Raw genomic sequence first — 12,157 nt, 5'->3', positions numbered from 1 at the left:
CAATTCGTCTGTTATTGCCTCGCAAAGAAATACGCCAAATGCCTTATATCACTACAAATATTTTATGTTACCTTAGATTTCAATTTACAAGTTAATTACCCATGAATTTAAAAATAGCCATAGTAGATGATAATAGTTTTTTAATTCATGCAATTAAAGAGAAGCTGTCCTTTTTTGATGATATTTCGGTGAAACATACTTCATTGAATGGAAGTGAACTCTTAGAAAAACTTGAAGTCAATCATAATGTAGATCTTATTCTGATGGATATCGAAATGCCGATCCTGAATGGTATAGATACCACCCAATTGGTAAAACAAAAATATCCGCAGATAAAAATTATTATGCTTACGGCATTCGACAACGACGAGCATATTTTTAATGCAATAAAGGCCGGAGCCGATGGCTATTTACTGAAAGAAATAAATCCCACCGATCTCTATGAAGGGATACAGGAGACCCTTAACGGTGGCGCAGCAATGAATCCCTCCATCGCCTTAAAAACCCTCAAATTGCTCAGAAACCCTGTCGCTATTACGAACCTGAAGGATCAGGAAGAGATTTCCCTGTCCAAAAGAGAAGTAGAGGTTCTGGAGCAATTGAGTAAGGGTCTAAGCTATACCGCCATTGCCGACAATCTGTTTCTTTCACCAAGTACCGTACGCAAACACATAGAAAATATCTACAAGAAGCTACAGGTGCATTCTAAAATTGAAGCTGTACAAAAGGCCAAGAATCAGAATATTATATGATCAATCGGTTTTCGTAGTTCTGTCGCTAATTAAAATAGTTGTAATTTTAGATAGCAATATCTAACTACACAATTCTTCATGAAAAAAATTTACGTACTATCTATCATCGGTCTCCTGTTCCTGGGAGCACCCGTCTATGCACAGGCCGCAGATCCTGTTGTAGAAAATATTATTAAAGAGGCGAATGAAAACTCACAACTGGAACGCTTAGCACATGAGCTAATGGACGTGATCGGTCCCAGACTTGTTGGGACTCCTCAAATGAAAAAAGCACATGACTGGGCTGTTACTACGTATGGCAAATGGGGAGTTGACGCCCGAAATGAAGCCTGGGGAGAATGGCGTGGCTGGGAACGCGGAATCACTCATATAGACATGATCTATCCAAGAGTTCAAACATTGAAAGGAACACAACTCGCCTGGAATCCTGGAACTCCTAAAGGAGGTGTAGCAGCAGAATTGATCGTATTACCACAGGTAAAAGATTCTATGGATTTTCAAAAATGGTTGCCTAATGTAAAGGGAAAATTAGTGATGATATCTATGAATCAGATGACGGGCAGACCGGATTACAATTGGGAAGAATTTGCGACAGAAGCTTCATTTAAAAAAATGAAGGAGGAACGTGAGGCACAAAGTAACGCATGGAACGATAATATGAAACGTACCGGATATAACAGCAGAACCATAATAGAAGTTCTCGAAAATGCCGGTGCGTCAGGTATTGTTTCCTGTAACTGGTCTAAAGGATTTGGTGTCAATAAAATTTTCAGTGCTCGAACTAAAAAGATTCCCGCTGTAGATCTGGAACTTGAAGATTATACGATGTTATATCGAATGGTGGAATACGGAGATAAACCTAAGATCAAGATCGTAGCAGAATCCAAGGAATTGGGTGTAGTTCCTACCTACAACACAATCGCTGAAATAAAAGGTTCAGAAAAGCCAAACGAGTATGTGATTCTCTCGGCTCATTTCGATTCGTGGGACGGAGGAACGGGTGCTACAGATAATGGTACCGGTACGCTGGTGATGATGGAGGCCATGAGAATCCTGAAGAAAATGTACCCCAACCCCAAACGCACCATATTGGTGGGGCATTGGGGAAGCGAAGAGCAGGGATTAAACGGGTCCAGAGCCTTTGTTGAAGACAACCCCGAGATCGTGAAAAACGTACAGGCGGTCTTTAATCAGGATAACGGAACCGGAAGGGTGGTAAATCTCTCGGGTGCCGGATTCTTACATTCCTATGAGTATTTGAATAATTGGCTATCTGCCGTTCCGGAAGAAATTACAAACGAAATTGAAACGAATTTCCCGGGCAGACCCAGTGGTGGAGGATCAGATAATGCCTCCTTTCTGGCTGCAGGGGCACCTGCATTTAACCTGAGTTCACTTAATTGGTCGTATTGGAACTATACCTGGCACACCAATAGAGATACCTACGATAAGATTATTTTTGATGATGTGCGCAACAACGCTATCCTTACTGCGATACTGGTTTATATGGCCAGTGAGGATCCATACACGGCATCCAGAGAGCAGATCGTTTTGCCCATTAATCCGCGAACAGGGGAACGCCGAACCTGGCCAGAACCCAGAAGCCCCGAGCGAAAGGGCGGAATTGACGAATAATAAAAAAGTCCCTGATTACAGGGACTTTTTTATTAAGATCTAAAATGTATTTACAAACCAAATACCTTGCGTACCTCGTCCACATAATCGAGCTTTTCCCAGGTAAACAGATCAACTTCCTTTTCTACTTTACCGTTATACGGACTCTCGAAAATTTTGGTCACGGTTTGAGGGATTCTTCCCATATGACCATAGGCCGCAGTTTCCAAATAAATAGGATTTCTTAGTTTCAATCTGGACTCGATCGCAGCCGGACGCATATCAAATATTTTTGATGCGATCTGGGCAATTTCGCCGTCGGTTTTATCCACTTTCGAAGTGCCGTAAGTGTTTACCAAAATTGATGTTGGCTCAACCACTCCAATGGCATAGGATACCTGCACCAATAATTCGTCGGCTACTCCTGCAGCTACCAGATTCTTTGCAATATGTCTTGAAGCATAGGCAGCACTTCTATCTACCTTACTCGGGTCTTTTCCGCTAAACGCTCCCCCGCCGTGTGCACCCTTTCCTCCATAAGTATCTACGATGATCTTTCTCCCGGTAAGACCGGTATCTCCGTGTGGTCCGCCAATTACAAATTTCCCGGTAGGATTTATATGATAGGTAATATCGTCGTTAAACAATTCCTGGACATACGCCGGAAGCTGTTTTTTTACTCTCGGAATTAATATCTCAATGATATCTTTTTTTATCTTCTGAAGCATAGCCTCATCGGCATCAAACTCATCGTGTTGGGTGGAAACAACTATGGCTACAATGCGTTGAGGAACATTGTCATCGCTGTACTCAATGGTTACCTGACTCTTAGAATCGGGTCTTAAATAATCTATTTCGGTTCCTTCACGTCGTAGCTTCGCTAATTCTTTTAGAATACTGTGTGAAATTTCGAGTGCCAACGGCATATAGTTCGCTGTTTCTTTAGTTGCATAACCAAACATCATCCCCTGATCTCCGGCACCCTGCTCTTCTTTTGAAGAACGATCCACTCCTTGATTTATATCCTGAGATTGCTCGTGAATTAAAGAGATCACACCACAGCTGTTACCACTAAACTGGTAAGCCCCTTTGGTATAGCCTATGGCATTGATCACATCACGGGCAATGGTTTGTACATCCAGATACGTATTACTTTTTACCTCTCCGGCGAGTACTACTTGCCCTGTGGTTACCAGCGTTTCACAAGCTACCTTTGATTCGGGGTCAAAAGCAAGAAAATGGTCTAAAAGGGCATCACTAATCTGATCTGCGACCTTGTCTGGGTGTCCTTCAGAAACACTTTCCGAAGTAAATAAATATGCCATACTACAGTATTGATTTTTAAAAATTGTGAGGTAGATTTGACGAAAGTGTCGAAGGAAGTTTACACTGCCTTAGCATTTTTTTTTGAGGTTGCAATCAGTCAAATCTTTCCTCATTCAGCGCACAAATGTACACATTAATTCAGAACTTTAAAACTGGATTATTGTTTATAAAGTATGGCTCGCTGAACCGTGGTTATGGGATAAGAAATGACCTTAGGAATACTGTCGGTTTGACCGCCGGACACGTTTTTATTTTTGGTGTTGGTTGCAACGATCTCAAAGATCATTCGATCCTTTTCGAAAGTTATAAAAGTGGTCAACAAGGTTTCCTGAACTTCGAACATCGCATACATTCGGTTTCCCACGACTCTGTCGTCTAACAGAATGCCATTCTTTTCGTCAACAATGTATTCGCCCTTTTCGGCATCTTTGGTCAAGAGTCTATAATCGCGAACCTGACGCGTATCACCTTCCCCGTAAATGAGGGTATATTTGTATATTTCGGAGCTGTCTGTAGGCAATAAATGGAACTCCATAGCATACAGCGAACTGCCTTTTGAAGCTTCAATATTGAGCGTTCCTTTGTATTTTCCGAAGAACGCATCCGGAAATCGAAGCGAGTCCTGCTCCTGTGCTTCGGAAGCAATTCCGAACAGAAGAAGAAATAAGAACAACATTAATCGTCTGTAATACAAGAGGGTACGCATCATTTTGTAAAAATTATCTGAAAAATACCGAAAAAATTTTGGACTTCTGCGATTTGTTTTGCAACATTTGTGCTTACAAAGTTCAAAACTTTATTGAAATGTTATCAAGAAAGGCGGAGGGATTAGACCCTGTGAAGCCTTAGCAACCCTTTCACCCGAAAGAAGGTGCTACTTTCTACTGAATTTTCTTTTACAGAAGATTTATGAAAGATAACGACACGACAATTTTTCACCAATTGTCGGCTCATTCTTAATAACATTTTTCTATTGAATTCATTTGCCAACAGCAAGTGCATTTTGACTTAATCTTTTATTAACTCAAAAAACTAGAAAAATGAGTGCAACAAAAATTATTCATTCTATTCCCTCCGATCCGTTAACCGGAGCGATCTCGGTTCCGGTGTACCAGACGTCAACTTTTATTCAGGAAGCCCCCGGTGTAAACAAAGGATTCGATTATGCAAGAAGCAACAACCCAACCCGACAAGTCTTGGAAGATACTGTGGCGTCTCTGGAAGAAGGACATGCGGGATTCGCATTTTCAACAGGTTTGGCAGCCATCGATGCCGTCCTTAAATTGTTATCGTCGGGGGATGAGATCGTCGCTGTTAACGACATCTATGGTGGAGCATACCGCCTCTTTACACATATCTATGAAAAACTTGGGATTACGGTAAATTACGTCGATACCACGCATGTAGAAAATGTGACCGAGGCCATAAGCTCAAAAACAAAATTCATCTGGATCGAATCTCCCACCAATCCCACACTTAAAGTTTCAGATATCGCAGCAATTTCAAAGCTGGCTAATCAACACAGGATTTTACTTGTGGTTGACAATACTTTTGCCTCTCCAATTGCACAAAAACCCATCTCACTTGGAGCGGACATTGTGATCCATAGCGGTACCAAATACATTGGCGGACACAGTGATCTGGTTGCCGGATTGGTGGTCACCGCTTCGGAAAAACTTTCAGAACAACTTAAATTTATTCAGAATGCTTCAGGTGCTGTGCTCGGTCCGTGGGATTGTTTCCTCACTATTCGTGGTATCGAAACCCTTGACCTTCGGTATAGAAAACAGTGTGAAAATGCATATAAAGTTGCTTTGTTTCTTCAGGAACAGGAGGAAGTTTCCGAAGTGCATTACCCCGGCTTAAAGTCACATAAAAATCATGAGATAGCCAAAGAACAGCAAAACGGACTCTTTGGAGGAATTGTTTCCTTTACCCTAAAAGATGATACACAGGAGGCAGCGGTTCAATTTGTCACGAATACACGCTATTTCAAGCTTGCAGAAAGTTTGGGAGGTGTGAAAAGTCTGTTATGTCATCCGGCTCAGATGACACATGCTTCCATCCCTAGAGAAATACGACTGAATGCCGGAATAAAAGATTCGTTGATCAGGTTGTCCTGCGGAATAGAAGATGCCAATGATCTTATCACCGATCTAAAAAAGGTATTGGCAAAGCATAGGTCTCAAGAAATATTGGAACTCACTTAAATTGCTGTAGAAATGAATATTGAAACAATAGCGCCTTCTAAGGCATTGATCGATCTGGAGCGAATTAAAAAGAAGCGAGTAAACCTTGCGATCTTTGGTCACGGAAATGTGGGTGCTAAACTCATCGATCAGATCATTGAAGCGAAAACCGGAATTTATTCACGAAGAAATCTGGATTTGAACATTTTTGCGATTGCAAATTCTAAAACGGTACTCCTGAATGCCGACGGAATAGAAGCCGATTGGCAGGATACAAAGCGACACAAGGGGACAGATTATGCTCCCGAGGAAGTGATCGGCTTTGCAAAGCAGCACAATCTCGAAAACCTGGTACTCATAGACAACACGGCGAATTCAACTTTCGTGAAGCATTATACTTCGTTTGTTGAAAACGGATTTAGTTTGGTGTCCTCAAATAAGATAGGGAACACCTTAGGACTTAATTTTTACAATGAACTGAGACAGATCCTGAAAACTAATAACAAAGAATATTTGTATGAAACCAACGTAGGGGCAGGACTTCCTTTAGTCGATACTATTAAATTGCTACATCGGTCCGGGGAGAATATTACCCGTATTAAGGGGGTGTTTTCGGGATCATTGAGCTATATTTTTAATGCCTATTCTGAAAATAACGAACAATTTAGTACTGTACTTCGGGAAGCAATATGTAAAGGGTTCACCGAACCAGACGCTAGAGAAGATCTCTGTGGAAACGATGTAGGTCGCAAGCTATTAATTCTGGCCCGAGAACTTGACCTTTATGTTGAATTTGAGGATATAGCAATAGAAAATCTAATTCCAAAATCGCTACGGAAGGTTTCTAAAGATCGATTTTTGGAAAGTTTAGCCGATTTTGATGTGCCTTTTCATATCAAAAGAATTAATCAGAAACCCGATCACGTTTTAAGGTATATTGGCGACCTTCGTGGGGATCTTTCAAAACACGACGGTGCGATCTTAGAAGTTGCCTTGGTTTCAGTTCCTAAAAACAGTATGTTAGGACAACTTAAGGGAAGTGATTCCCTGTTTGAGATCTATACCGAAAGCTACGGAAAAAATCCGATCGTTATTCAAGGTGCCGGTGCCGGTGCCGCAGTAACAGCGCGCGGTGTGTTTGGAGATATTTTACGACTAAGTGATAAATTAAATTAAAGCATATGAAAGTTACCCTTAACCGAATTAACCAGGACTATCTTTTTGAAGGAAAAGGCCCAAATAATGTTTCAGTGTTAATAGATAATAAAACCGATGGAATTGTCCAGGGGGCAAGTCCTATGGAATTAGTTCTTATGGCCGTTGGTGGATGTAATGCCATAGATATTATTTCTATACTGAAGAAACAACGACAGCAGGTTACTTCGTATAAAATTGATGTTGAAGGATCTCGTAAAGAGTATCTCGATGCCAGGCCGTTTGAAGCCATTCATGTTACCGTTCATCTTGAGGGTGAAATCGCTGAAGCTAAAGCATTGCGTGCTGCTGCCCTGAGTTTTGAAAAATACTGTTCGGTATCGCTTACATTAACGGGTTGTGTAAATATCACCTACAACGTTATTTTAAACGGAACCGAATTATGAAACGATTAATTGAGGCAATGAAGGACCGAATCCTGATTTTGGACGGTGCCATGGGAACCATGTTGCAACGCTATAAATTCTCGGAAGAGGATTTTAGGGGAGAGCGTTTTAAGGATTGGAAAACTTCAGTAAAAGGGAATAATGATCTCTTAACGCTTACCCAACCTAAGGCTATAGCCGAGGTACATCACAAATATTTTGAAGCAGGAGCCGATATCGTTGAAACCAATACTTTTTCGGGTACTACTATTGCGATGGCAGATTACCATATGGAAGAACTGGTTTACGAACTGAATTATAAATCGGCTAAAATTGCAAAGGAAGTTGCTAAGCAGTTTACTATTAAAAACCCTGAAAAACCTCGTTTTGTAGCGGGAGCGATGGGCCCAACGAATAAAACGGCAAGTATGTCCCCCGATGTAAATGATCCGGGTTTCAGGGCGATCTCATTCAATGAATTGCGTATCGCCTATAAACAACAAGCCGAAGCGCTCATCGACGGTGGTGTGGATATGCTGCTGGTAGAAACAGTTTTCGATACCCTTAATGCAAAGGCCGCACTATTTGCAATTGAGGAGATCAAAGAGGAGCGCGATATTGAAATTCCCGTGATGATAAGCGGAACGATCACCGATGCTTCAGGAAGAACACTTTCCGGGCAAACGGCGGAAGCATTTTTGATCTCGGTATCACATATTCCATTGTTGAGCGTAGGTTTTAATTGTGCTCTTGGAGCGAAGCAGTTAACTCCGCATCTGGAGGTAATAGCCAAACGTACGCAGCTGGCTGTTTCTGCCTATCCCAATGCGGGTTTGCCAAATGCTTTTGGTGAATACGACGAGAGTCCGCAACTAATGGCCCAACAGATTAAGGAATATCTTGAGAAGGGAATTATAAACATTATAGGAGGGTGTTGTGGTACCACACCGGAACACATAAAAGCGATCGCTAAACTTGCCTCAGAATACAGACCCAGACCGTTTACCGTGCTGCAAACTCAAAAAATATAAACGCTATGCAATTGAAGGAAGCCGATAAGGAAGAAAAACGTTACCTCAAATTGTCCGGTTTAGAACCTCTGGTTATAACCCCGGAGAGTAACTTTATTAATGTTGGGGAGCGGACCAATGTTGCAGGATCCAGAAAATTCCTAAAGCTCATTAATGAAGGAAATTTTGAAGAGGCTTTAACGGTTGCCCGACATCAGGTGGAAGGTGGAGCTCAAATTCTGGACGTGAATATGGACGATGGAATGATAGACGGAAAGACAGCCATGGTATCCTTCCTTAATCTTCTTCTGGCCGAACCCGATATTTCCAGAATCCCCATAATGATCGATAGTTCGAAGTGGGATATCATCGAGGCCGGATTGCAAGTGGTACAAGGCAAATGTGTAGTAAACTCCATTAGTTTGAAGGAAGGAGAAGCCGTATTTATCGAGCAGGCAAAATTGATAAAACGCTATGGCGCGGCAGTCATTGTCATGGCGTTCGATGAGGTAGGTCAGGCAGATACTTATACTAGAAGAATAGAAATCGCAGAACGCAGCTACCGCCTCTTGGTAGATGTCGTGGGTTTTAAGCCCGAAGATATTATTTTCGATCTCAATATTTTTCCTGTAGCCACGGGAATGGACGAACACAATAAAAATGCGACCGATTTTATTGACGCAACACGCTGGGTAAAGGAAAATTTACCGTATTGTAGCGTAAGTGGTGGCGTTAGTAATGTTTCTTTTAGCTTTCGCGGAAATGACACCGTACGCGAAGCCATGCATTCGGTATTTTTATATCACGCCATACGGGCCGGAATGAATATTGGCATTGTGAATCCAACCATGCTCGAGGTATATGACGATATTGATAAGGAATTATTAGAGCGTGTGGAAGACGTGATCCTCAACAGAAGAGAGGATGCCACCGAGCGACTGCTCGATTTTGCTGAAACTGTAAAACAAACCTCAAAGGAGAAAACCGTGGATCTTTCCTGGCGCAACGAGGCCCTTCAGGAACGTATCACCAGAGCTTTAGTAAAAGGAATTGATGAATATATCATTGCCGATGTAGAAGAGGCACGCCTTAGCGTAACACAACCCATCGAAGTCATCGAAGGGCACTTAATGATAGGAATGAACGTGGTAGGCGATCTGTTTGGAAGTGGAAAGATGTTCCTCCCCCAGGTAGTAAAATCGGCACGTGTCATGAAGAAGGCCGTGGCCTATTTATTGCCATTTATTGAAGCAGGAAAAGGGGGTGTTGCTGAGACCAACGGGAAGATACTCATGGCAACGGTAAAGGGCGACGTTCACGATATAGGAAAGAATATTGTAGGGGTGGTTCTGGCCTGTAATAACTATGAGGTAATCGACCTTGGGGTAATGGTGGCTCCCGAAAAAATTATTGCTGAAGCAAAACAACATAAGGTCGATATTATTGGTCTAAGCGGTTTGATAACGCCTTCTCTGGACGAAATGGTCTTTCTTGCTGAAGAAATGCAACGTCAGGATTTTACGGTTCCGCTGCTCATTGGAGGGGCTACAACCAGTAAAGCACATACCGCCGTTAAGATAGACCCTCAGTATAAAAGTGCGGTAGTGCACGTAAATGACGCCTCCAGAGCGGTTACTATTGTTGGGGATTTGCTTCAGAAGGAACATTCGGAAGGATATAAAAATAGGCTGAAGGAAGAATATGCTATTTTCAGAGAAGGATTTTTAAAGCGCCAAAAGTCTAAGGAATACATATCTATCGACAAAGCAAGAGCCAATAAGCTTAGCATCGATTGGGCGAATTCAGAAATTTGTAAACCCAACAAACCGGGCATTCAGGTTATTGATGATCTTCGGCTCGAAATTTTAAAAGACTTTATAGACTGGACGCCGTTTTTCAGAAGCTGGGACCTTCATGGTCGCTTTCCGAACATTCTTAAAGATGAGGTCGTTGGGACACAGGCTTCAGAATTATATGAGGATGCAAAAAACATGCTCTCTAAGATCATTGTTGAAAAGCGTATTAAAGCGAAAGCCGTCTTTGGGCTGTTCGAAGCTAATTCCATAGACGATGATGACATACTCGTGAGGCATTCGAATAAGGAGTTTGTATTTAGAACCCTTAGACAACAAAGTAAAAAGGCAAGCGGACGACCTAATCTGGCCTTGTCCGATTTTATTGCTCCACTCAGTTCGGGAAAACAGGATCATATGGGTTGTTTTTGTGTGTCGGTGGGCTTTGGTGTTAAAGAACTGGCAGCTGAATACGAAAAGGATCACGACGATTACAACGCGATCATGGTCAAAGCCCTTGCCGACAGATTGGCCGAAGCTTTTGCAGAATATTTACACAAAGAGATTCGGCTTCATCATTGGGGGTATGCAGCAGATGAAGAATTGTCTAACGAAGAATTAATTAAGGAAAGCTATAAGGGAATTCGGCCCGCACCGGGGTATCCTGCTTGTCCCGATCACCTGGAGAAGAAGACGATATGGAAGCTCCTTAAAGTAGAAGAAAAAATAGAAGTTGCTTTAACTGAAAGCCTGGCCATGTGGCCGGCCGCTTCGGTATCGGGATATTATTTTGCCAATCCGGAGGCACGGTATTTCGGACTTGGAAAGATCAAGGAAGATCAGGTTAGAGATTATGCTGAACGCAAAAAGATGGATTATGAAACAGCCCAAAAATGGCTCAAACCAACAATCGCAGATTAAATGACCGTATTAGAACACATAGAAAATGGCAACGGGAAAACCCAGTTTTCCTTCGAAATATTGCCTCCTTTAAAGGGACAGAATATTCAATCTATCTTTGACGGTATCGACCCGTTAATGGAATTTAAACCGCCGTTTATTGATGTTACTTACCACAGGGAAGAATATGTTTTTGCCGAACGGGAGAACGGTTTGCTGGAGAAAAAAATCGTAAGAAAACGTCCGGGAACTGTTGGTATTTGTGCGGCTATTCAGAATAAGTACCAGGTTGATGCCATTCCCCATATTTTATGCGGTGGGTTTACCAGAGAGGATACAGAGAATTTTTTGATCGATCTGGACTTTTTAGGGATAGACAATGTCATGGCACTTCGCGGTGATGCCGTAAAAACCGAAACGTATTTTAGGCCTGAGAAAGGTGGAAATAATTATGCCTGCGATCTGGTAGCACAGATCACTCAATTGAATTCGGGGCAGTATCTGGATGAAGATCTGGCAAATAAAACACCTACTAATTTTTGTATAGGAGTGGCCGGATACCCCGAGAAGCATATGGAAGCGCCTAACATGGATAGCGACATTCACTTTTTAAAACAGAAAATTAAACGAGGAGCTTCATATGTAGTTACCCAGATGTTCTTCGATAATCGAAAGTTCTTTAATTTTGTCGAGAAGTGTAGAGCGTCTGGCATCACAGTACCGATAATCCCGGGATTAAAGCCATTGGCAACGAAAAAACAACTTAACCTGATTCCTCACAGATTTAACGCCGAACTTCCTGAAGAACTAATTAAAGAAGTGCTGAAGTGCAAAGACAATGAGGCTATCAAGCAACTGGGAATAGATTGGTGTACTGCACAAAGCAAGGAGCTCATGGCGCACAACATACCTTTTTTGCATTATTATTCGATGGGAAAAAGTGATAATATCAAGGCAATAGCATCAAATTTATTTTAAATTAGGTATCTTTTA

The 12,157-nt window shown here is 41.9% G+C and carries 10 protein-coding genes and 1 riboswitch; of the genes, 8 read left to right on the top strand and 2 right to left on the bottom strand.

Annotation, left to right across the window (positions count from 1 at the left end):
- Positions 1 to 101 precede the first annotated feature (101 nt).
- Together ALE3EI_RS02015 and ALE3EI_RS02010 are read left to right on the top strand one after the other, a co-directional pair.
- Entirely contained in the window at positions 102 to 752 is a 651-nt protein-coding gene (locus tag ALE3EI_RS02015; RefSeq protein ID WP_186990327.1) for a response regulator, read from the top strand.
- A gap of 78 nt (positions 753 to 830) precedes the next feature.
- Positions 831 to 2,387 (top strand): M20/M25/M40 family metallo-hydrolase, encoded by a 1,557-nt coding sequence (locus ALE3EI_RS02010; RefSeq protein WP_186990325.1) that lies wholly within the window; start codon positions 831 to 833, stop codon positions 2,385 to 2,387.
- 50 nt (positions 2,388 to 2,437) lie between these two features.
- Here ALE3EI_RS02010 and metK read toward each other — a convergent pair whose 3' ends face one another.
- Positions 2,438 to 3,691: a methionine adenosyltransferase gene (gene metK, locus ALE3EI_RS02005; RefSeq protein ID WP_186990322.1), complete on the bottom strand. Its 1,254-nt coding sequence runs from the start codon at positions 3,689 to 3,691 to the stop codon at positions 2,438 to 2,440.
- Between the two features lie 158 nt (positions 3,692 to 3,849).
- Positions 3,850 to 4,401, bottom strand: coding sequence for a hypothetical protein (locus tag ALE3EI_RS02000; RefSeq protein WP_186990321.1), 552 nt, complete (start codon positions 4,399 to 4,401; stop codon positions 3,850 to 3,852).
- Between the two features lie 95 nt (positions 4,402 to 4,496).
- Positions 4,497 to 4,615, top strand: a riboswitch (SAM riboswitch).
- A gap of 117 nt (positions 4,616 to 4,732) precedes the next feature.
- Here ALE3EI_RS02000 and ALE3EI_RS01995 point away from each other — a divergent pair.
- From ALE3EI_RS01995 to metF, 6 genes are read left to right on the top strand one after another with little or no spacing between them, the layout of a single operon-like run.
- Entirely contained in the window at positions 4,733 to 5,902 is a 1,170-nt protein-coding gene (locus ALE3EI_RS01995; protein ID WP_186990319.1) for a trans-sulfuration enzyme family protein, read from the top strand.
- Positions 5,903 to 5,914: 12 nt separating this feature from the next.
- Positions 5,915 to 7,057 (top strand): homoserine dehydrogenase family protein, encoded by a 1,143-nt coding sequence (locus tag ALE3EI_RS01990; RefSeq protein ID WP_186990316.1) that lies wholly within the window; start codon positions 5,915 to 5,917, stop codon positions 7,055 to 7,057.
- A gap of 5 nt (positions 7,058 to 7,062) precedes the next feature.
- Positions 7,063 to 7,482, top strand: a complete 420-nt coding sequence (locus ALE3EI_RS01985) for an OsmC family protein (RefSeq protein WP_186990314.1) — start codon at positions 7,063 to 7,065, stop codon at positions 7,480 to 7,482.
- Entirely contained in the window at positions 7,479 to 8,492 is a 1,014-nt protein-coding gene (locus ALE3EI_RS01980) for a homocysteine S-methyltransferase family protein (RefSeq protein ID WP_186990312.1), read from the top strand. The genes ALE3EI_RS01985 and ALE3EI_RS01980 overlap by 4 nt, the downstream gene beginning before the upstream one ends.
- A gap of 5 nt (positions 8,493 to 8,497) precedes the next feature.
- Complete coding sequence (gene metH, locus ALE3EI_RS01975; RefSeq protein WP_186990310.1) at positions 8,498 to 11,185, top strand: methionine synthase; 2,688 nt, start codon at positions 8,498 to 8,500, stop codon at positions 11,183 to 11,185.
- Positions 11,186 to 12,142, top strand: a complete 957-nt coding sequence (gene metF, locus ALE3EI_RS01970) for a methylenetetrahydrofolate reductase [NAD(P)H] (RefSeq protein WP_186990308.1) — start codon at positions 11,186 to 11,188, stop codon at positions 12,140 to 12,142.
- The last annotated feature ends 15 nt before the right edge of the window (positions 12,143 to 12,157 follow it).

The sequence above is a fragment of the Constantimarinum furrinae genome (assembly GCF_014295415.1).
In the GTDB taxonomy this organism is placed as follows: Bacteria; Bacteroidota; Bacteroidia; order Flavobacteriales; family Flavobacteriaceae; genus Constantimarinum; species Constantimarinum furrinae.
The sequence above is the reverse complement of the archived record's forward strand: the minus strand, read 5'-3'. Positions and strand labels throughout refer to the sequence as shown.